Origin of the sequence: Pseudomonas sp. AE27, from assembly GCF_037113495.1 — a bacterium.
GTDB classification, from domain to species: Bacteria; Pseudomonadota; Gammaproteobacteria; order Pseudomonadales; family Pseudomonadaceae; genus Aquipseudomonas; species Aquipseudomonas palmensis.
The window spans coordinates 3179293-3200963 of the sequence record NZ_CP146966.1; the positions used below are offsets into that span (position 1 = coordinate 3179293).

General features: G+C 64.6%; 13 protein-coding genes. 6 read left to right on the forward strand and 7 right to left on the reverse strand.

The genetic code is table 11. From position 1 onward, the window contains the following. Positions 1 to 2: 2 nt before the first annotated feature. Entirely contained in the window at positions 3 to 368 is a 366-nt protein-coding gene (locus tag V9K84_RS14510) for a YbaN family protein (RefSeq protein ID WP_058540758.1), read from the forward strand. Positions 369 to 492: 124 nt separating this feature from the next. Here V9K84_RS14510 and V9K84_RS14515 read toward each other — a convergent pair whose 3' ends face one another. Next, positions 493 to 8343, reverse strand: coding sequence for a retention module-containing protein (locus tag V9K84_RS14515; protein ID WP_338790854.1), 7851 nt, complete (start codon positions 8341 to 8343; stop codon positions 493 to 495). A 510-nt stretch (positions 8344 to 8853) separates the two neighbouring features. Between V9K84_RS14515 and V9K84_RS14520 the strand changes: the two genes are divergently transcribed. From V9K84_RS14520 to V9K84_RS14530, 3 genes are read left to right on the forward strand one after another with little or no spacing between them, the layout of a single operon-like run. Next, positions 8854 to 10227, forward strand: coding sequence for a TolC family outer membrane protein (locus V9K84_RS14520; RefSeq protein ID WP_043864130.1), 1374 nt, complete (start codon positions 8854 to 8856; stop codon positions 10225 to 10227). A gap of 28 nt (positions 10228 to 10255) precedes the next feature. Next, entirely contained in the window at positions 10256 to 12409 is a 2154-nt protein-coding gene (locus V9K84_RS14525) for a type I secretion system permease/ATPase (RefSeq protein ID WP_043864131.1), read from the forward strand. An 11-nt stretch (positions 12410 to 12420) separates the two neighbouring features. Next, complete coding sequence (locus V9K84_RS14530) at positions 12421 to 13776, forward strand: HlyD family type I secretion periplasmic adaptor subunit (RefSeq protein WP_043864132.1); 1356 nt, start codon at positions 12421 to 12423, stop codon at positions 13774 to 13776. 6 nt (positions 13777 to 13782) lie between these two features. Here the strand turns inward: V9K84_RS14530 and V9K84_RS14535 are convergent, their stop codons facing one another. The 3 genes from V9K84_RS14535 to V9K84_RS14545 all read right to left on the reverse strand — a co-directional run bounded on the left by V9K84_RS14535 (position 13783) and on the right by V9K84_RS14545 (position 17048). Next, a complete protein-coding gene (locus V9K84_RS14535) occupies positions 13783 to 14376 on the reverse strand; it encodes a DTW domain-containing protein (protein ID WP_088514514.1) in 594 nt (197 codons plus the stop codon). 76 nt (positions 14377 to 14452) lie between these two features. Then, on the reverse strand, positions 14453 to 16018 hold the full coding sequence (locus V9K84_RS14540) for a PAS domain-containing methyl-accepting chemotaxis protein (RefSeq protein ID WP_043864134.1): 1566 nt from the start codon (positions 16016 to 16018) through the stop codon (positions 14453 to 14455). 136 nt (positions 16019 to 16154) lie between these two features. Beyond that, positions 16155 to 17048: a LysR family transcriptional regulator gene (locus tag V9K84_RS14545; RefSeq protein WP_043864135.1), complete on the reverse strand. Its 894-nt coding sequence runs from the start codon at positions 17046 to 17048 to the stop codon at positions 16155 to 16157. A 223-nt stretch (positions 17049 to 17271) separates the two neighbouring features. Between V9K84_RS14545 and speB the strand changes: the two genes are divergently transcribed. After that, the gene (gene speB / locus V9K84_RS14550; protein WP_043864136.1) at positions 17272 to 18222 is read left to right on the forward strand and encodes an agmatinase; all 951 of its coding nucleotides are present in this window, start codon (positions 17272 to 17274) and stop codon (positions 18220 to 18222) included. A gap of 138 nt (positions 18223 to 18360) precedes the next feature. Beyond that, positions 18361 to 19740, forward strand: a complete 1380-nt coding sequence (locus tag V9K84_RS14555; protein ID WP_043864137.1) for a sodium:solute symporter — start codon at positions 18361 to 18363, stop codon at positions 19738 to 19740. Between the two features lie 410 nt (positions 19741 to 20150). Here the strand turns inward: V9K84_RS14555 and V9K84_RS14560 are convergent, their stop codons facing one another. The 3 genes from V9K84_RS14560 to V9K84_RS14570 all read right to left on the reverse strand — a co-directional run bounded on the left by V9K84_RS14560 (position 20151) and on the right by V9K84_RS14570 (position 21604). Further along, a complete protein-coding gene (locus V9K84_RS14560) occupies positions 20151 to 20423 on the reverse strand; it encodes a hypothetical protein (protein ID WP_338790865.1) in 273 nt (90 codons plus the stop codon). Positions 20424 to 20467: 44 nt separating this feature from the next. Then, complete coding sequence (locus tag V9K84_RS14565; protein ID WP_286900691.1) at positions 20468 to 20593, reverse strand: PA1414 family protein; 126 nt, start codon at positions 20591 to 20593, stop codon at positions 20468 to 20470. 111 nt (positions 20594 to 20704) lie between these two features. After that, the gene (locus tag V9K84_RS14570) at positions 20705 to 21604 is read right to left on the reverse strand and encodes a LysR family transcriptional regulator (RefSeq protein WP_088514513.1); all 900 of its coding nucleotides are present in this window, start codon (positions 21602 to 21604) and stop codon (positions 20705 to 20707) included. Between the last annotated feature and the right edge of the window lie 67 nt (positions 21605 to 21671).

Consider the following 21671-nt stretch of genomic DNA (forward strand, 5'->3'; position numbering starts at 1 on the left):
CCATGCGCTACCTGCTGCTGGCCATCGGCTGGCTCAGCGTCGCGCTGGGGGTGATCGGCATCTTCCTCCCGGTGCTGCCGACCACCCCTTTTCTGTTATTGGCGGCAGCCTGCTTTGCGCGCAGCTCGCCCCGCTTTCACGCATGGCTGGTCAATCACCCGCGGCTTGGGCCGTGGATTCGCGACTACCTGGGCGGTGAGGGCATTCCGCTCAAGGCCAAGGTATACGCCATCGGGCTGATGTGGCTGAGCATAGGTTTTTCGTGCTACCTGGTGCCCTTGCCGTGGGCACGCGGGTTCATGCTCACCAGTGCGGTACTGGTGACCGTGTACATCGCGCGGCAGAAGACCTTGCGCAAGCGTACCTAGGCGCAACCACGCGCCCACCCCATCGCGGGCCAAGCCCGCTCCCACAGCTACTTCATTGCTCCTGTGGGAGCGGGCTTGGCCCGCGATGGCAGCGGCAGGTCAGCTGCGCCATCTACGCCTCATGTCACACCGTATCCACCTTCAACGAATGATCATTGAGCATCCCGTTGATCACCGTGGCTGTATCCGCCCCCGCCGAGATGACCCCACCCGCGCCCGCCGTCACCCCATAGTGATGGGCAAGGTCCACGCCGGCCAGTTCGATGGTCTGGGTCGGCGCCGCGCCGGCCACCGCACTCACCTGGATGGTCGATATCACGCCGTTGCCCGTGCCCGTCACCGTGAAGTGCAGGTAATCGTCCAGCGACGCCGACGTCGCGTTCTCGCCCTGCAGCAATTGCGAGAGGTCCAGCCGATCGGTACCCGGGGTAAAGTCGGTCACCTTGTCGTGGCCAGTATTGCCCTGTTGCCACAGGAAGGTATCGCTGCCCGCGCCACCGGTCAGGGTATTGTTGCCCGGCCCGCCGATCAGCAGATCGTCACCGCCGCCCCCGATCAGGATGTCGTTGCCCAGGCCGCCGATCAGCGTGTTGGCGTTGTCGTCGCCGGTCAGCTTGTCGTCGTGGTCGGAGCCGATCAGGTTCTCGATCGACACCAGCTTGTCGAGCCCGGCGCCGATCGTGTTCTGCTCACCGGTCAGCGCCAGGCTCACCGTCACCCCAGCGCTCGCCCCGGCGTAGCTGGCGGTGTCGTTGCCAGCGCCACCGTCGAGCAGATCGTTGCCGTTGCCGCCGATCAACAGGTCGTTGCCATCCCCCCCGTAGAGCTTGTCGTTGCCATCGCCGCCAATCAGCACGTCGTTGCCTGCACCGCCATTGAGAACGTCATCACCGCTCCCGGCCAGCAGCACGTCGTCGTGGCTGGTGCCTTCCAGGGTACTGCCGGCCCGGTAGGTGATGTCCACCGCCCCCGTGGCGCTGCCGCCATGGCCGTCGCTGACGGTATAGGTGCCGTTGTAGGTGGGCGTGTAGTCATGCGCCCCGGCGTAGTTGATCGACATGTTCAGCTGGTAGCTTTCTGCGCCCTTGCCGCCGTCGTCATTGACCTGGTTGACCAGATGGATGCTGTACACCCCATCATGGCTGGCGGTGAAACTGCCGCCATCGGCGATGGTATGGTAGGTGCCGCCCTCATCCTTCCACTGCATCAGCAAGTTGCGATCAGCGGTGCGGTTGTGGTCCAGGGTCAGGGTTTCGCCCTCGCGCAGGCTTACCTTGATCACGTCTTCGTCATTGCCATTGGCAGCACTCACCGCCCCCAGGTAGCCACTGACCACCAGCGCCGCGGTCATCGACCCGGCTGCGCCGGTAAAGGCACTGCGCGCCAGAACCCGCTCCTGATTGGCCAGCGTGTCGTCCTGGCCGGTGAAGGTGATGACCGTCTTGCCGTTGCCGGCCGTGAAATCCGCCCCCTTGGTCCAGCCGGTGTTGAAGGTGATCGGCGCCGCACTCAGGCGATCGTGGTTGGCGTCGCTGTCGTTGGCCAGCAAGGCGGCGGCCGGCACGCTGATGCTCGGCGCAAGGATATTGGTGATGACATGATCGGCACCGGCCACCGGCGCAGCATTGGTGTTGACGTTGATCACCAGGTTGGCACCGCTCAGGTCGCCGTCGTTGTCGCTGGCCACGAAGCGGATGGTCTCCACCTGATTGCTGCCGCTGTCCTTGGGCGGCGTATAGGTGAACTGGCCGTTGTCCATGTCCACCACCAGCGTCCCGCCCAGCGCGGTCTTGACCGTGATGCTGTGGGTGCTCGCGTCGAAGGTGCCGCGGTCTGCGCCGCCACTGGCTGCATAGCTGGGCTGGTTGGCGTTGCCTTTGGGGTCGAAGGTGTAGGTGGTGCCGTCGATCAACAGCGACTTGATGAAGCCACCATCGGCACCGAAGTCGCCACCGCTCATCAGGCTGCCGGTGATCGGCGCGCCCTGCACGGTGCCCGACAGCACGTTGTCCAGTTGCGCCAGGTTGGTGACCACCACCGAGTTGGTATTGGTGTGGGTACTGCCGTCATAGGCAGCCGGGTTGAGATTGCCGGTGTTGACGCCGCTGCCCAGCCCGATCGCATACGACTTGATGCCGTTGTCGCCCAGGAAGTTCTCCCAGTTGCCGGTGCGCGTTTCGGTCAGGGCATGCCCCGAGGTCGGCGCACCGTCCGAGAAGAAGTAGCTGACGCTCTGCGCCCCCTCCAGCTTGCCCGGCGTCTGGTAGGCCGTCTGCGCCACGTTGACTGCCGAGTCGTAATAGGTCGAGCCACCCGGGGTCAGGTCCTTGATCAGGGCCTTGGCCTCGGCCACCGTCACCCACACGTCGGTGCGATCACTGGCACCGGTGGAGAACGTGACGACCTGCACCTTCACATCGCCCATGTCGTCGTACTTGTCCAGCAGTGCGCCGATGGCCTCCTTGGCCAGCTCCAGGCGCGACAGGCCGCGCACCCCGGAATTGTCGGCCATGCTGCCGGACACATCGATGATCAGCATGACGTTGGTGTCCACCTGCCCCGGCGTGGTCGAACGCACGGCGTCGGCCGTTGTGGGCACGTCATCGACGATATTGATCACGATGTTGCTGGTGGTCGAATTGCCGGCCGCATCGGTGGCCTTGTAGACGAAGGTCTCGCTGGTGACCACGTTGGGGCCGTCGTTGAGCCCGCCTGCGGTTTTGGGTGCGGACGTAAGGGTGTACTTGAAGCTGCCGTCGGCGTTGAGCTGAATCTGCCCATAGGCGCCCGTGCTGCTGCCCACCAGCGTATAGGTGATCGCGCCGCTGGCTCCGCTGACCGAGCCCACCAGGCTGCCGGTCGCGGTTTCACCCGCTGAGCCGGGGTCGCTGCCGGTCACGGTGCCGGGGGCGAGGTCGTTCGGGTCCTGGCTAAGGTCCAGGGCCTTCTCGTACACCGTGACCTCGTTGTTGGGGCAGGCGACGATCTTGCTGTCGGTGACATTGATGGTGATGGTGGTGGTGCTTTCGTCGCCGTCCGCGTCACGAATGGTGTAGGTGAAGGTGTCCTGGGCACCGTCCTGCGTCACCGCATTGGGGTTGGCCTTGTACTCGGCCTCGCCGTTGGCATGCAGGATGAGGGTGCCATAGGTGCCGGCGATGCCCACGCCCAGCGAGCCGATGGCCGAGGTCGAGGTGTCGGCGCCGAACCGCACGCCCACCACCGCCCCGCCCTGGGCCGGGCCGTCTGCCCCCAATGTGTCGTTATCCAGCACATTGCCGGTGACCGTACCGCCCTCCACCACCGTGGTGCTGTCGGACTCCGCCCTTGGCACGTCATCCACGATCTTGATCACGATGGTGCTGGTGACGCTGTTGCCCAGTTGGTCGGTCGCCTTGTAGGTAAAGGTCTCGGACGTGACGATATTCGCCCCGTCGTCGCCGTTGCCGATGTGCGGCGCCGAGGTCAGGGTGTACTTGTAGCTGCCGTCGGCATTGAGCTGAATCTGCCCATAGGCACCTGTAGTGCTGCCCACCAGCGTGTAGGTGAGCGCGCCGGAACCGCCCGTGACCGAGCCGACCAGGGTGCCGGTACCCGTCTCGCCAGGCGAGGTAGGGTTGCTGCCCACCACCGTGCCCGGGGCCAGGTCCTGCGGGTCCTGGGTCAGGTCCAGCGCTTTTTCGTAGACTTTCACCTCGGTATCGGCGCAGGCCACCAGCTTGCTGTCGGTGACGTTGATGGTGATGGTCGTGGTGCTTTCATCGCCGTCCGCATCGCGGATGGTGTAGGTGAACACGTCCTTGGCGCCAGTTGGCGCTACCGAGTTGGGGTCGGCCTTGTAGATCGCCTCGCCATTGGCGTTCAGGATCAACGTGCCATAGGTGCCGGCGATGCTCACGCCCAGCGAACCGATGGCCGAGGTGGAGGTGTCGGCGCCCGCCCGCACACCCACCACCGCACCGCCCTGGGCTGCACCGTCTGCACCCAGGATGTCGTTGAGCAGCACGTTGCCGGTGACCGTTCCGCCTTCCATCACCGTGGCGCTGTCCGATTCGGCGATGGGCATGTCGTCGACGATATGGATCACGATGGTGCTGGTAACGCTGTTGCCCAGCGCATCGGTGGCTTTGTAGGTGAAGGTCTCGGTGCTCACGACGTTGGCGCCGTCGTTGCCGTTGCCGATATGCGGCGCCGAGGTCAGGGTGTACTTGTAGCTGCCGTCGGCGTTGATCTGAATCTGCCCGTAGTTACCAATGGCGCTGCCTTCCAGGCTGTAGGTCAGGGCACCGGAGCCGCCGCCCACCCGGCCTTGAAGGTTGCCGACCGAGGTTTCCGTGGCCCTGGTCGGCGCGCTGCCTTCTACCGTGCCAGGCGCCAGGTCCCAGGCGTCCTGCACCAGGTCCAGCCCGCGCTCGTACACCTTGATGTCATCGTCCGGGCAAGCGACGAGCTTGCTGTCGGTGACATTGATGGTGATGGTCGTGGTGCTTTCGTCACCGTCCGCGTCGCGGATGGTGTAGGTGAACACGTCCTTGGCGCCGGTTGGCGCTACCGAGTTGGGGTCGGCCTTGTAGATTGCCTCGCCATTGGCGTTCAGGATCAGCGTGCCGTAGGTACCGGCAATGCTCACGCCCAGCGAACCGATGGCCGACGTCGAGGTATCGGAGCCCGCCCGCACCCCCACCACCGCACCGCCCTGGGCTGCGCCGTCTGCACCCAGGATGTCGTTGAGCAGCACGTTGCCGGTGACCGTACCGCCTTCCATCACCGTGGCACTGTCCGATTCGGCGATGGGCATGTCGTCGACGATATGGATCACGATGGTGCTGGTAACGCTGTTGCCCAGCGCATCGGTGGCTTTGTAGGTGAAGGTCTCGGTGCTCACGACGTTGGCGCCGTCGTTGCCGTTGCCGATGTGCGGCGCCGAGGTCAGGGTGTACTTGTAGCTGCCGTCGGCGTTGATCTGAATCTGCCCGTAGTTACCGATGGCGCTGCCTTCCAGGCTGTAGGTCAGGGCACCGGAGCCCCCGCCCACCCGGCCTTGAAGGTTGCCGACCGAGGTTTCCGTGGCCCTGGTCGGCGCGCTGCCTTCTACCGTGCCAGGCGCCAGGTCCCAGGCGTCCTGCACCAGGTCCAGCCCGCGCTCGTACACCTTGATGTCATCGTCCGGGCAGGCGACGAGCTTGCTGTCGGTGACATTGATGGTGATGGTCGTGGTGCTTTCGTCACCGTCCGCATCGCGGATGGTGTAGGTGAATACATCCTTGGCGCCGGTTGGCGCTACCGAGTTGGGGTCGGCCTTGTAGATCGCCTCGCCATTGGCGTTCAGGATCAGCGTGCCATAGGTGCCGGCGATGCTCACGCCCAGCGAGCCGATGGCCGAGGTAGAGGTGTCGGCGCCTGCCCGCACACCCACCACCGCACCACCCTGGGCTGCACCGTCTGCACCCAGCGTGTCGTTGTCCAATACGTTGCCGGTGACCGTACCGCCCTCCACCACCGTGGTGCTGTCCGACTCAGCCCGTGGCACATCGTCCACGATCTTGATCACGATGGTGCTGGTGACGCTGTTGCCCAGCGCGTCGGTAGCCTTGTAGGTGAAGGTTTCGGAGGTGACCACATTGGCCCCGTCGTTGCCACCGCCCACCTGCGGCGCGGACGTCAGGGTGTACTTGTAGCTGCCGTCGGCATTGATCTGGATCTGCCCGTAGGCGCCGGTGCTGCTGCCCACCAGCGTGAAGGTCAGCGCGCCGGAGCCACCACCGACCGAGCCGGCCAGCGTTCCGGTCGCGGTCTCGCCCGCCGAGCCCGGGTTGCTGCCCACCACTGTGCCCGGCGCAAGGTCTTGCGGGTCCTGGACCAGGTCCAGGGCCTTTTCATACACCGTGACGCTGTCCGGGCAGGCGACGAGCTTGCTGTCGGTGACGTTGATGGTGATGGTCGTGGTGCTTTCGTCACCGTCCGCATCGCGGATGGTGTAGGTGAACACATCGGTCGCGCCCGCTGGCGCTACCGAGTTGGGGTCGGCCTTGTAGATTGCCTCGCCATTGGCGTTCAGGATCAGCGTGCCGTAGGTACCGGCAATGCTCACGCCCAGCGAACCGATGGCCGACGTCGAGGTATCGGAGCCCGCCCGCACACCCACCACCGCACCGCCCTGGGCTGCGCCGTCTGCACCCAGCGTGTCGTTGTCCAATACGTTGCCGGTGACCGTACCGCCCTCCACCACCGTGGTGCTGTCCGACTCAGCCCGTGGCACATCGTCCACGATCTTGATCACGATGGTGCTGGTGACGCTGTTGCCCAGCGCGTCGGTAGCCTTGTAGGTGAAGGTTTCGGAGGTGACCACATTGGCCCCGTCGTTGCCACCGCCCACCTGCGGCGCGGACGTCAGGGTGTACTTGTAGCTGCCGTCGGCATTGATCTGGATCTGCCCGTAGGCGCCGGTGCTGCTGCCCACCAGCGTGAAGGTCAGCGCGCCGGAGCCACCACCGACCGAGCCGGCCAGCGTTCCGGTCGCGGTCTCGCCCGCCGAGCCCGGGTTGCTGCCCACGACAGTGCCCGGCGCAAGGTCTTGCGGGTCCTGGACCAGGTCCAGGGCCTTTTCATACACCGTGACGCTGTCCGGGCAGGCGACGAGCTTGCTGTCGGTGACGTTGATGGTGATGGTCGTGGTGCTTTCGTCACCGTCCGCATCGCGGATGGTGTAGGTGAACACATCGGTCGCGCCCGCTGGCGGCACGGCGTTGGGGTCGGCCTTGTACACCGCCTCGCCGTTGGCGTTGAGCACCAGCGTGCCGTAGATACCCGCAATGTTCACGCCCAGCGAGCCGATGGCCGATGTCGAGGTATCGGAGCCGGCCCGCACACCGACCACCGTGTGCTCGACCGGCGGGCGATCGGCGCCCAGGCTGTCATTGTGCAGCACGTTGCCGGTGACGGTACCGCCTTCGACTACCGAGGCGCTGTCGGGCCTGGCCTGCGGCACGTCATCGACAATGTTCACGTCCAGGCTGCCGGTGGCCTTGCTGCCATCGCTGTCGATGGCCACCACGCTGAAGCTCTCACCGATGTTGTTGATGCCCTGGCCAGCGGGATGAGCTTCGTTGTCGAGCAAGGTGTAGCTGTAGCTCACCACGCCTGTGGCGGGGTTGTAGCCGGTGATGGTGAGGGTATTGCCCAGCCCTGTGGTGATCGATTGCGGAAAACCACTGACCACCCCGCCGATCACCACGTTGATGCCCCCGACGGTAAGCGTGTGCAGGCCATCGGGGGCATGCACGGTAAAGCTGCCACTCTGGGTCAGCGCGCCATTATCGGGGCTTGAGCCATCGGCCAGGTTCTTCTCGTACACGGTCAGTTCACCGCCATTCACCTCCAGCCCGTCCAGTGTCACCGGGTGGTCGATGGGCGGCTCAACCGGCGGGATCACCGGCGGCACGAAACCGCCAGGGCCCTGGTCATCACCCCGCGCGCCAATCCAGGGTTCGGGAATCTCGGGGATGCTGTTGAAACCCGCCGTCGGAAAGCCGATCACCGGGTCCAGGTGCCCTCCCACCTCGGTGAGCTGCACGAACGAATGGCCGCCGCCCAATGCGCTTGGCGAACCGCCGTTGCCGGGGCCCGCCGCCGGAGCTTCGCCCTCCTGGCTGGGGTCGGCGCCCGCCGCAATGGCCTGCTGCAGTTTCTCCACATCGGTCAGTTGTGCCTGGCTGGGCGTCACCGTCTCGGGCGCGTTCACGTGCGAGGCATGGTTGGCCAGCAGGTCGGGAGACAGCTGCAGGCTGCTGTCACGGCCCAGGGTCAGCTCGGCACCGTTTTCCAGGTGCACCGCCACTGCCCCGGCCGCGCCGGTTTCCAGTTGTTCCCCGGCATAAAGGCGGTCGCCTTCCACCAGGGCACGTCGACCGCCATCGGCCGCTACCGCGAATACCTGGCCGACAACCTTGCTGACCACACCGATTAAATTAGCCATGAGCATGCCTCCATTGCCGAAGGTTTTCGCAAACACGTGCCGGGGTATCGCGAAACCTGGCGCGGGCAATGCCCGGCCGACTCGGAGAACAACCTTGCGACCGCACGCACCGATCTCAACGAAATCAATGCATTCGGCCTGCCCATGCTCCGGTTAAGTCACGCTGCGATCTGGCAATCGGCCATGAGCCAAAATTTTGTCGCCATATTTCGCCGCGTTGACCTCCCCTCCGCTCACTCCATACCCAATGCTGCAAAAAACGAGGAACTTTATCGGACGCCCTGACAGGCCAACATCTGCGCCTGTTTTCGAGCTATCTGAAGAGAACAATGTCTTGCTTTGAGCACAGCGCATAAGTTTTTTTTCGCATATCGGTTATGAGAAATACTTCTTAGGTTGGCCGTTAAATGTTCTTAGCTCTGTTGTTACAAGCCTGAAACGGTTTGACCTCCATTTTTCGTCATTTTTTTGGCGATTGAGAGACCACAAGAAATCAGGGAGATGTCATCCATGCGCGTTTTGACCCCCATCAGCAGCGCGATTCTGTTCGCCATGATCTGTGCCAACGCGCAGGCCATGTCCTTGTCACAAGCCGTGCAGAGCGCCGTGGACTACCACCCGGAGAACAAGGCCGGGATCAATAGCCGGCTGTCCGCCGACGAGGATGTGAAGGTGGCCAGAGGGGGCTACTTTCCCACCGTCGACCTGGTGGCCGGCTACGGACGCGAACGTTCAGACAACACCAACACCCGCGGCTTCAACGCTGACGGCAGCCGCAATCACAACAAGGAAACCCTGAACTACACCCAGTCCGAACTGCGCCTGCGCCAGATGCTGTTCGACGGCTTCAATACCGCCAATGAAGTGGGTCGCACCGAGGCCGTGGTCAATTCACGCGCCTACTACGTGCAGGCCACCTCCGAGACCATCGCCCTGCGCGCCATCGAGGTGTACCTGGAAGTGCTCAAGCGCCGCGAGCTGGTGACCCTGGCCAAGAACAACCTGCAGGCACACCTGCGCGTCAACGACCAGATCGGCCTGCGCAGCGAGCGCGGCGTGGGCAGCAATGCCGACCTCGACCAGTCCACCGCACGCCGGGCGCTGGCCGACAACAACCTGTACACCGCCCAGGTCGACCTGGCCGATGCCGAAGCCAACTTCATCAGCGTGGTCGGGCGTGCCCCCGACGAGCTGGAAACCCCGGTGTCGATCAAGGGCGAGATGCCCGGCGACCTGACCCAGGCGCGCCAGGCCATGCTGCAGAACAACCCCTACCTCAAGTCGGCCCAGGCCGACATCCAGGCCGCCGAGCAACAGTACGAAGTGGCCAAGTCGCCGTTCTACCCGCGCCTGGATGCAGAGCTCGCCACCGGCGCCAACAACAACATCGCCGGTGAACCCGGGCATGCCAACAGCGATTGGCGAGCCGGCGTGGTAATGAGCTACAACCTGTTCAAGGGCGGCAGCGACAAGGCCCGCCTGCAGTCGGATGCGCACAAGATCAACCAGGCCATGGACATCCGCAACAACGCCTTGCGCACCCTCAACGAAAACCTCGCGCTGTCGTGGAACGCCATGACCAACGCGCGCCTGCAAACCCCGACCGCACGCGAATACGCCGACACCACCACCCGTGTGCGCGCCGCCTACCAGGATCAGTTCGGCCTGGGCCAACGCACCCTGCTCGACCTGCTCGACAGCGAGAACGAGCTGTACAACGCCAACCGTCGCTACACCGAAGTGCGCTACACCGAGGAGTTCTCGATGTACCGGGTGCTGGCCAACATGGGCGAGTTGCTGAGCAAACAGAAGATCTCGCTGCCACCGGAGGCCATTGCACGCAGCGAAGTCAGAAGCGACGCCACCCTGCCGGACCTGCGTTGAACACGTTCGACCGCCCGAGGAGCCGCCCATGACCAGCATGCAGCCGGCCGGCACCGCCGACCCGCGCCAGAGCTTCGATGACCCGTTGCTCGACGGGCTGCTGATACTGTGCAAGCTGCACGGCGCTGCGGTCAGTCGCAGCAGCCTGTGTGCCGGCCTGCCGCTGGCCGAACAACGCATGAGCCTCGACCTGCTGCCGCGCGCAGCGGCCCGGGCCGGCCTGCAGGCACGGGTACTGCGCCGCGAGCTGGGCGCGATCTCGGCGCTCAACCTGCCGGTGCTGCTGTTGCTTGCCGATGGCCGCAGCGCCGTGCTGCGGCGCTGGGGCGAGAACGACCAGGCCCTGATACTGCCCAGTGAAGCCGAAGGCGGCGAGCAGTGGGTCAGCCGCCAGGAGCTGGCCGACGTCTACAGCGGCCAGGCCCTGTTCGCACGCCCGCGCCACGAGGTCGAAGACCTGCGCACACCGCTGCTGCCCAGGGTCAACGCCTGGTTCCGTGACACCCTCAAACAGTCGCGCTGGCTCTACAGCGACGCCTTGCTGGCCAGCCTGCTGATCAACCTGCTGGGCCTGATGGTGCCGCTGTTCGTGATGCAGACCTACGACCGGGTGGTGCCCAACCAGGCCACCTCCACCCTGTGGGTGCTGGTCATCGGCCTGATGCTCGGCACCCTGTTCGAGCTGGTGCTGCGCGTGGTGCGTGCGCACCTGCTGGACCAGGCCGGCAAGAAGACCGACCTGATCCTGTCGGCCACCCTGTTCGAGCGCATCACCGGCATGTCGATGAAGGCCCGCCCGGCCACCATCGGCGGCTTCGCCCAGAGCATCCACGACTTTCAGGGCCTGCGCGAATTCCTCACGGCGGTGACCCTGACCAGCGTCATCGACCTGCCCTTCGTGGTGCTGATGCTGCTGGTGATCGGCCTGCTGGGCGGCTGGCTGGTGGTGATTCCGCTGGTGGCCTTTCCGATCACCATCGCCTTTGCGCTGTTCATCCAGGCACGCCTGCGCGATACCGTGGAAAAAAGCCTGAGCCTGGGCGCGCTGCGCCAGGCGCTGCTGATCGAGACCCTGGGCGGCCTGGAAACCCTCAAGGCCTGCGGGGCCGAAAGCGAGCGCCAGCACCAGTGGGAAAGCACCCACGGCGCCCTCACCCGCCTCGACGTACAGGCGCGCAACCTTTCGGCACTGGCCACCAACGGCACCCTGTTCATCCAGCAGCTGTGCGGCATGGCCACCATCGTCGCCGGGGTGTACAGCATCATTGCCGGCAACCTCAGCGTGGGTGCCCTGGTGGCCAGCTACATGCTCGGCAGCCGCGTGCTCGCACCATTGGGCCAGATCGCCGGGCTGATCACCCGCTACCAGCAGGCCCAGCTGACCATGCACAGCACCGACGCGCTGATGGCCCTGCCCCAGGAACGCCCTGCCGGCCAGCAGACCCTGGAGCGCACCCAGTTGCACGGCGCGCTGCAGGTCAGCCAGGTGACCTTCCGCTACAACGGGCAGAACGCCGCAGCGCTGGACAACGTGAGCTTCACGGTCAAGCCGGGCGAGCGCATCGGCATCATCGGTCGCAGCGGCTCGGGCAAGAGCACCCTGGCACGCCTGCTGATGGGCTTCTACGAACCCGAAGAGGGGCAGATCCTGCTCGACAACCTCGACCTGCGCCAGCTCGACATCGCCGACCTGCGCCAGCAGCTCGGCTACGTGGCCCATGACCTGCCGCTGCTGGCCGGCAGCCTGCGCGACAACCTGACCCTGGGCGCACGCTACGTCAGCGATGCGCGCATGCTCGAAGTGGCCGAGATGACCGGCGTGAGCGAACTGGCCCGCCAGCACCCGCAAGGCTTCGAACGGCCGGTGGGCGAGCGCGGCATGCTGCTCTCCGGCGGCCAGCGCCAGACCGTGCTGCTGGCCCGCGCGATGCTGCTGGAACCGCCGATCCTGATCCTTGACGAGCCCACCAGCCATATGGACAACAGCAGCGAAGACCAGCTGCGCCAGCGCCTGCACGGCTGGGTGCAGGGCAAGACCCTGCTGCTGGTCACCCACCGCACCTCTATGCTCAGCCTGGTCGACCGCCTGGTGGTGCTGGACAACGGCAAGGTGGTGGCCGACGGGCCCAAGGACGCGGTCATCGATGCACTGCGCAAGGGCCGTGTCGGCTCTGCACTCTGAGGGGTATCAGCATGTCTGCATTGTCCGGCCTGGGCGATTACATCCGCAGCTTCGGCAAGACTGCCGAACGCGAGTACATGCCGGACCTGGCCGGCGCGACGCTGCAGGACTCGCCCCGCCTGTCGCGCATCACCGTGTGGCTGGCGGCAGGCTTGCTGCTGGTGGCACTGGTGTGGGCCAAATTCGCGGTGCTCGATGAAGTCACCATGGGCGAAGGCAAGGCCATCCCGTCGAGCAAGGTGCAGGTGATCCAGAACCTGGAGGGCGGCATCGTCACCGAGATCTTCGTGCGCGAGGGGCAGATGGTGAACAAGGGCGACACCCTGCTGCGCCTGGACGACACGCGCTTTCTGTCGAACAAGGGCGAAAGCGAAGCCGACCGCTATGCCCTGACCGCGCAGGTCGAGCGCCTGTCCGCCGAGGCCGAGGGCCGCCCCTTCCAGCTCTCGGAGGTGGTACGCAGCAAGGCCCCGCAGGTGGCCGAGGACGAACTGTCGCTGTACCAGTCGCGCCAGCGCCGCCTCACCAGCGAGAAACAGACGCTCAACGAGCAACTGCGGCAGAAAACCCAGGAACTGGCCGAGTTTCGCTCCAAACTGGAGCAGTACCGCTCGGGCCTGGCATTGCTGCAGCAAGAGCTGAACATGTCCACGCCGCTGGTGGGCACCGGCGCGATTTCGCCGGTGGAGATCCTGCGCCTCAAGCGCAGCGCGGTGGAGGCTCGCGGCTCGCTGAACGCCACCAGCCTGGCGATTCCGCGGGCCGAAGCGGCGGCGGCGGAGATCCGCAGCAAGATCGAGGAATCCGAGGCAGGCTTTCGCTCGGAGGCGGCCAAGGAACTCAACGACAAGCGCACCGAGCTTTCGAAGATCACCGCCACCAGCATCGCCATCGACGACCGCGTCACCCGCACCACCGTGGTGTCGCCGGTGCACGGCATCATCAAGCTGCTCAAGGTCAACACCATTGGCGGTGTGGTGCAGCCGGGCAGCGACCTGCTGGAGATCGTGCCGCTGGAAGACAACCTGCTGATCGAGGCCAAGGTACGCCCACAGGACGTGGCCTTTCTGCACCCCGGGCAGACCGCGATGGTCAAGTTCAGTGCGTACGACTACACGATCTATGGTGGCCTGAAGGCGAAGCTGGAACTGATCGGCGCCGACACGGTGACGGACGACAAGGGCAACGCGTTCTACCTGATCCAGGTGCGCACCGACAAGAACCACCTGGGCGGGGACAACAAACCGTTGCTGATCATCCCGGGCATGACCGCCACGGTGGACATCATCACCGGCCACAAGAGCGTGCTGGATTACCTGCTCAAGCCGGTGCTCAAGGCACGCACCGAGGCGTTGCGCGAGCGCTAGCGCCCATCAACGCAGGTGGTTGCGCTCGTAGGTCTGTTGCCCCATCGCCGCAATCTGCCCCTCGATCAGGGCATCGAACGGCCGCAGCAGCGCATCGAACAGCGCCGGCGCCTCCAGCACGTTCAACGCCTGCGTCACTGCCTCGATGGTCGACAAGGCGCCCTCCCCGGGTGCCTTGCGCAACCGGTAGCGCGACGGCTGCAACGCGCCCAGCGTGACCCGTGGCAACGTTGCCAGCAAAGGGTTCACATGCAGCAACTTGCGCGCCTTGCGCCAGGTGCCGTCGGGCACCACCAGCAACCACGGTCGCTCATCGCCAGCATAAGCCTGCAGCGCCTGCGCGCCCTCACCCGGGAACAACAGGCCGGTGCGATACCCCGGCTGCGTCAGCCACTGCTCGAGATCCTCGAACACCTCGCCCACCCGCAACTCGGCATTGCGCAGGCCAAGCGCCGCCAGCCTGGCGGTGTTCAAGGCATGGTTCACTTCGCTGGTATGCTGCAGCAGCAGTACACGGGTGCGGCTATCCAGGCGGGGGATCAACGCGCAAAGGCAATGGGATTGTGGGCGCAGGCAGCGCTCGCAGTGAATTCTGGACATCGGGTTCTCCTGGGGCGCGAAGTGTGCCACAGCAGGCCCGCGAAATACCTCACCGCCCTGGGTCAAACGCGCGGATTCAGCGATTGAAGCGTTCGGCCAGGCTGTACAGGTAGTCGGCCATGCGCTGCAGGTCCTGGCTGATCTCGGCGCCCTGCTTGGCCTGCCCGGCGCTGTGGTCGCACAGCTGGGCGATGCGCGTGATCTGCTGGTTGATGTCTTCGGCCACATGACTCTGCTGTTCCGACGCCGTGGCCATCTGCTGGCTCATGCCGGTGATGCGGCTGACCGCCTGGCTGATGCCCACCAGCGCGGTCTGCACGGCCTCGACACTGTGCACGCTGTCACGCGAGATCTGCTCGCCGCGGCTGGCACTGCTCACCGCCCGCTCGGCCCCGGCACGCAGGCTGGCGATGATCTGGTGGATTTCCTCGGTCGAGACCCGCGTGCGCTGCGCCAGCGACCGCACCTCGTCGGCCACCACGGCAAAACCGCGGCCCTGCTCGCCGGCCCGCGCCGCCTCGATGGCGGCATTGAGCGCCAGCAGGTTGGTCTGCTCGGCGATCGAGGTGATCACATCCACCACGCTGCCGATGGACTGGGTTTGCCCGGCCAGTTCGTTCACCGCCTGGCCGATCTCGGTCACCGCATCGGCCATGCTCCCCATTGCCTGCAGGCTTCGTTGTGCCAGGTCGCTGCCCTGGCGGGCCAACTGGTCGGCATCGGACGCCGCCGTGGCGGTGTCCTGCACGTTGTGGGTGACCTGCTGGATGGTCGCCGCCATCTGCGCAATGGCGGCCGCCGACTGGTCGGTCTCGCAGCGCTGGCGGTCGAGCATCTGCGCCTGGGCCCCGGACAGGTCGCTCGATTGCGTGGCCCGTGCCTTGACCCCGACGCCGGCGTCCACCAGCCGCGTGAGCGCGGTCTGCAGGCGCGCTTCCTCGCTGATGATCGCCAGGTCCAATTGCCCCTGCAGGCCCCGGTTGTCACTGTAGGTCAGCGCTACCAGCGGGCTGGTGAAGGCCCTGGGGTGCTCGGCCAGGGTACGCCGGATCATCCGGTCGTGATGGGCCTCGATCAGGTACCAGGCACTGAGCAGGCTGGCCATCAACACGCCCAGCGCCGCGTACTGGGGCAGCCACAGGTAGCCGGCGGCCGACAGCAGCGCCGCCCCTACCAGCGGCCAGCCCAGCTCCAGTTGCACCGCTGCACGCGCGGCCCAGGACATGGCGCCCCGGCCCTGGCGCAAGCGTGCATACAACGCCGTGGCTCGACGGATCTGGTCCGGGGTGGGCACCGAGCGCACCGACTCGTAGCCACTGATACGGCCATCCTCGTAGATGGCCGTCACGTAGGCACTGACCCAGTAGAAATCGCCGTTCTTCGCGCGGTTCTTGACCACCCCCATCCAGGGCTTGCCTTGCTTGAGGGTGTCCCACATGTGCCCGAACACCGCGGGCGGCATGTCCGGGTGGCGTACAAGGTTATGGGGCTGGCCCACCAGTTCGTCGTAGGTAAAACCGCTGATGCTGACGAAGGCGTCGTTGCAGTAGGTGATGCGGCTGTTGAGGTCGGTGGTGGATATCAGGCGCTGATCGCTCGGGAAGGTTCTTTCATGCTCAGTGACGGGCAGATTCGTACGCATCTCGGCGATCCCTGCTTGGAAGATGTTGGGAATTTTCAACAAGCAAGAACAGGTTTAGCAGAGCATTTACGGGCTTGTAGGGCTTGTCTGAAGGATTTTTCTTCTATTTGCGCAAAAGATTTTCATGCGCATCCGATCAGGCTGGCGTGAGCTGCGCCTTGAGGCGGTCGCGAAAGGTCTGGATCAAGGGTTCGCGGCTGCGGCCCCGGCGAATGATCAGCGAGAACGGCGCCTGATAGCCGAAGGTCGCCGGCGACAGCACCCGCAGGTCGCCCTTGTCCACCCAGGCCTGGGCATAGTGTTCAGGCAGGTAGCCGATGTAGGCCCCCGACAGTACCAGGATCAGCTGTGCCTCCATGCTCTCGACCGTGGCGGCGCTGTGCTTGAAGCCGTGGCGGGCCAGTTCGGCCTGGCTCCAGTAGCCTCGACCGACCATGCGCTGCTGGGTGATCACCTGTTCGGGAATGCGCCGCTCGGTGAACAGCGAATGCCGGTTGCTGCAGTACAGCCAATGCTGCTCGCGGTACAACGGCTGATACACCAGCCCGCTCATGCGCGTGGAGAAAGCGCCGATGGCCAGGTCCAGGCGGTTGTCCTGCACCCCCAGTTGCAGTTCGTAGGGGCTGGACACCGACAGGTGCAGGTGCACGGCCGGGTGTTCGAGGCTATAGGCACCGATGGCGTCGGCCAGCGGCAATGCGCGATCGCCGACCGTGGAGTCGATCACCCCCAGGTTCAGGGTGCCGCGCAGCTCGCCCTTGAGCGCCGCCGCGTACTGCTCGAAACCGTCCATTTCGGCCAGCAGGCGCAGGGTCTCCTGATGGAACAGTTCGCCCTTGCTGGTGAGGCTGAAGCCGCCGCGCCCACGGTGGCACAGCACGATACCCAGCGCCGACTCCAGCTGGCTCATGTAGGTACTGATGGCGGACGTGGACAGGTTCAGCTCGCGCTGGGCATTGGCGAAGCCCTGGTGGCGTACCACGCTGACGAAGATGCGCAGCAATTTCAGATCAGGCAGGGCCGAGGCCATGGCAAGGGCTCCAACAGGGCAACGAATACGCGCCAGTCTACCCGCTGATCGCCATTAGTTCATGAAAACCTGAAGTAAGTATTTGCCTGTAGCGATTCTCTTGGCGCACTACCTTTTGCAGACTCTGCGCCAATGCACCTGTCCTCGCGCATTGCTGCACCTGCTCGCAGGGTGGCCGGACAGGTTCCAACAACTAGAACAATCCAAACCGTGAGGCCCGACCGTGGACAAGATTCTTCACCAACCACTGGGCGGCAACGAAATGCCGCGTTTCGGCGGCATCGCCACCATGCTGCGTCTTCCCCACCTGCCCAGCGCCGCCGGCCTGGACGCTGCCTTCATCGGCATCCCGCTGGACATCGGCACCTCGCTGCGTTCCGGCACCCGCTTCGGCCCGCGCCAGATCCGCGCCGAATCCGTGATGATCCGCCCGTACAACATGGCCACCGGCGCCGCCCCGTTCGACTCGCTGTCGGTCGCCGACATCGGCGACGTGGCAATCAACACCTTCAACCTGCTCGACGCGGTGCGCATCATCGAAGAGGCCTACGACGAGATCCTCGAGCACGACGTGATCCCCATGACCCTGGGCGGCGACCACACCATCACCCTGCCGATCCTGCGCGCGATCCACAAGAAGCACGGCAAGGTCGGGCTGGTGCACATCGATGCCCATGCCGACGTCAACGATCACATGTTCGGCGAGAAGATCGCCCACGGCACTACCTTCCGTCGCGCCGTCGAAGAAGGCCTGCTGGACTGCGACCGCGTGGTGCAGATCGGCCTGCGCGCCCAGGGCTACACCGCCGAAGACTTCAACTGGAGCCGCAAGCAGGGCTTTCGCGTGGTGCAGGCCGAGGAGTGCTGGCACAAGTCGCTGGAGCCACTGATGGCCGAAGTGCGTGAAAAGGTCGGTGGTGGTCCGGTTTACCTGAGCTTCGACATCGACGGCATCGATCCGGCCTGGGCACCAGGCACCGGCACCCCGGAAATCGGTGGCCTGACCACCATCCAGGCGATGGAGATCATCCGTGGCTGCCAGGGGCTGGACCTGATCGGTTGCGATCTGGTGGAGGTCTCGCCGCCCTACGACACCACCGGCAACACCTCGTTGCTCGGCGCCAACCTGTTGTACGAAATGTTGTGTGTTCTGCCTGGCGTAGCGCATCGCTAACGGCCATCGGCCTGGAGTTTCACCCCCGGATGGAGCCTTTCGGCGGGCCGTACACGCGGCCCGCTTGCGGATGAATGACGCCTGGCGCACGCCACCGGCGATCGATCTCACCATAATAAAGATAATCGGAGACACCCCATGGCCTTGGACATATTCGTTGTACTGATATACGCCGCCGGCATGCTGGTACTGGGCTGGTTCGGCATGCGCCGCGCGAAGACCCACGAAGACTACCTGGTGGCCGGGCGCAACCTGGGCCCGAGCCTGTACATGGGCACCATGGCCGCCACCGTGCTGGGCGGCGCCTCTACCGTCGGCACCGTGAAGCTGGGCTATGTGCACGGCATTTCCGGCTTCTGGCTGTGCGCCGCGCTGGGCCTGGGCATCATTGCCCTGAACCTGTTCCTGGCCAAGCCGCTGCTGCGCCTGCGCATCTTCACCGTGACCCAGGTGCTGGAAAAGCGCTACAACCCCATGGCCCGCCAGGCCAGCGCCGTGATCATGCTGGCCTACGCCCTGATGATCGCCGTGACCTCTACCCTGGCCATCGGCACCGTGCTGCAGGTGCTGTTCGACCTGCCGTTCTGGGGCGCCATCCTGCTCGGTGGTGGCGTGGTGGTGGTCTACTCGACCATTGGCGGCATGTGGTCGCTGACCCTGACCGACATTGTGCAGTTCGTGATCAAGACCGTGGGCCTGATGTTCATCCTGCTGCCGATCTGCCTGTACCGGGTGGGCGGCTGGGACGAACTGGTGGCCAAGCTGCCGGCTGCCAGCTTCAACCTGACCACCATCGGTTGGGACACCATCATCACCTACTTCCTGATCTACTTCTTCGGCATCCTGATCGGCCAGGACATCTGGCAGCGCGTGTTCACTGCCCGTGACGAAAAAGTCGCCCAGCGGGCCGGTACCACGGCCGGTGTGTACTGCGTGATCTACGGCCTGGTGTGTGCCCTGATCGGCATGTGTGCGCATGTGCTGCTGCCTGACCTGGGCAATGCCAACAATGCGTTTGCGGCGATCGTGAAGTCAGCGTTGCCCGACGGCATCCGTGGGCTGGTGATTGCCGCGGCCCTGGCGGCGATGATGTCCACCGCCAGTGCCGGCTTGCTGGCTGCCTCCACGGTGCTGACCGAAGACCTGCTGCCCAAGCTGCGTGGCGGCAAGCAGTCGAGCCTTGGCATCAACCGGTTGTTTACCTTGCTTACGGGTATTGCGGTGCTGGGGATCGCGCTGGTGGTAGTGGATGTGATCAGTGCATTGACCCTGGCGTACAACCTGCTGGTGGGCGGCATGCTGGTGCCGTTGATCGGGGCAATCTACTGGAAGCGTGCAACCACGGCCGGGGCAATCACCAGCATGGGGCTGGGGTTCGTGACGGCGCTGGTGTTCATGTTCAAGGATGGGATGGATGCCAATACGCCGATCTACTACAGCCTGGCTATCGGGTTGGTGAGTTTTGTGGTGGTGAGTTTGATGTCGCGTCGGCCGGTGGGCGCGGTGAATCTGGCATAGGACGCCCCGCCCGGGTAGCGGGGCGGAGGGTCATGGACGACCTGTAGGAGCGGGCCTTGCCCCGCGAAGGCAGCAACGCGCTACATGCCTGAAACGCAACGTCCGAAAATTTGGATCAGCAACAGGCTCTGTAATATCGGCAAGCGCAGGCTTATCCAGCATGAATGCAGCCAGCAAGGGCCCCTTCCGCTCTTACAGCGGCTTACTTTTTTCTTGGAAAAAGTAAGCAAAACCGCTCCCGTCCATCATCCGGCCCTACGCTTCGCTACGGGTCCCTCATTCCACCCACGCTCCGTGGGGCCACGCCGAACGGGCATCCCTGCCCGTCGGCGCTTTACGGGCCATCCATGGCCCTCCACCCCACTACGCGCAGGTTCCATTCGGCCTCCTGGGGGACGGGAAGATCAAGATCAAGAACTAAAGCCAAAGCCAAAGCCAAAGCCAAAGCCAAAGCCAAAGCCAAAGCCAAAGCCAAAGCCAAAGCCAAAGCCAAAGCCAAAGCCAAAGCCAAAGCCAAAGCCAAAGCCAAAGCCAAAGCCAAAGCCAAAGCCAAAGCCAAAGCCAAAGCCAAAGCCAAAGCCAAAGCCAAAGCCAAAGCCAAAGCCAAAGCCAAAGCCAAAGCCAAAGCCAAAGCCAAAGCCTTTCAGGGATTTTGTGGGAATGGGGACGGCTGAAAATCGCAAAAGAATACCGACGCATTGCGCAATGCGTCGGTTTCAGCAGCACGCTAGCGCCGAGGTTGGCGTTTGCGTTGCTCCTCATCGGTAGGGATCGGTACAGGCTGCATGGGTGGCGGGACAAGCCCCAATGCCACAGCCAGGTCGTGGAGCCAGTTGAACAGATCGTTTCTCATAACTCCCCCTCACGGGTCATCTGCGCGCGAAGTACGGCGGCGGCGCTACAAACTCATCATAGCCCCATGTGCAGCATCACGCCCGGGTAAAAACTTCTCTATTGATTTCAGTCAGGCACGCAGGGCCACCTCGGCATCATCGCTCACCTGCCCCTTCACCGCTTCCTGCACCGCTATCCAGGCACTCAGGTTGGCCCCGCACATGCCCTTGCGCCACATCAGCCAGGTGGTGGTCTGGTCGAACGGCGACTGCAACGGGTGCACCGTGACCCGTTCCCGGCCCGGCAGGCTTTCAAGCATCGAGGTCGCCATCAACGCCACACCCGCCCCGGCGATCACACAGGCCAGCATGCTGGGATACGATTCGATTTCCATCACCCGCCCCATCGCCGCACGATCATGGGCGTACCAGGCCTCCAGCCGCATGCGGTACGAGCATCCCTGGCGAAACGTGAACACCGCACGCCCAGCCACATCCCGGGCACTGTGCACCGGCGGGTGGTCGGCCTCGGTGAGCAGCACCAGGGTCTCCTCGCACAAGGGCACCCCATCGAGCCCGGCCAGGGCCAGCGGTCCATCCACCAGCGCCGCGTCGAGACGCCCGCTGAGCAGCCCTTCGAGCAATTCGCCGCTGGGGGCGGTCTGCACCTGCAGGTTCACCGCCGGGTAAGCTCGGTGATAGCGCGCCAGCAACTCAGGCAGATGAATGGCCGCTGAACTGTACATGCTGCCCAGCACGAAATTCCCCGCCGGCTCGCCCCCCTGAACCGCCGCAAAGGCTTCGTCATGCAACGCCAGCATGCGTGCGCTGTAGTCCAGCAGCACCTTGCCAGCCGGCGACAGCTGCAGGCGCTGGCGCTCGCGCCGAAACAGCTCCACACCCAGTTGCTCTTCCAGCTGGCGCAGGCGCGTGGACAGGTTGGAGGGCACGCGGTGCAGGCGCTCGGCCGCGCGGGTGATCGACCCCTCTTCGGCAACCGCCTGAAAGATGCGCAGTTGACTCAGCTCCACGGAAATTCTCCAAAACTGAACAAGTTTCTCATCATTATTCAATTTTTATGAAAGTCAACCCGCAGTA

Coding starts and splice junctions, on each gene's coding strand:
- V9K84_RS14510 (WP_058540758.1), top strand. CDS start 3: ATGCGCTACCTGCTGCTGGCCATCGGCTGGCTCAGCGTCGCGCTGGGG.
- V9K84_RS14515 (WP_338790854.1), bottom strand. CDS start 8,343: ATGGCTAATTTAATCGGTGTGGTCAGCAAGGTTGTCGGCCAGGTATTC.
- V9K84_RS14520 (WP_043864130.1), top strand. CDS start 8,854: ATGCGCGTTTTGACCCCCATCAGCAGCGCGATTCTGTTCGCCATGATC.
- V9K84_RS14525 (WP_043864131.1), top strand. CDS start 10,256: ATGACCAGCATGCAGCCGGCCGGCACCGCCGACCCGCGCCAGAGCTTC.
- V9K84_RS14530 (WP_043864132.1), top strand. CDS start 12,421: ATGTCTGCATTGTCCGGCCTGGGCGATTACATCCGCAGCTTCGGCAAG.
- V9K84_RS14535 (WP_088514514.1), bottom strand. CDS start 14,376: ATGTCCAGAATTCACTGCGAGCGCTGCCTGCGCCCACAATCCCATTGC.
- V9K84_RS14540 (WP_043864134.1), bottom strand. CDS start 16,018: ATGCGTACGAATCTGCCCGTCACTGAGCATGAAAGAACCTTCCCGAGC.
- V9K84_RS14545 (WP_043864135.1), bottom strand. CDS start 17,048: ATGGCCTCGGCCCTGCCTGATCTGAAATTGCTGCGCATCTTCGTCAGC.
- V9K84_RS14555 (WP_043864137.1), top strand. CDS start 18,361: ATGGCCTTGGACATATTCGTTGTACTGATATACGCCGCCGGCATGCTG.
- V9K84_RS14565 (WP_286900691.1), bottom strand. CDS start 20,593: ATGAGAAACGATCTGTTCAACTGGCTCCACGACCTGGCTGTGGCATTG.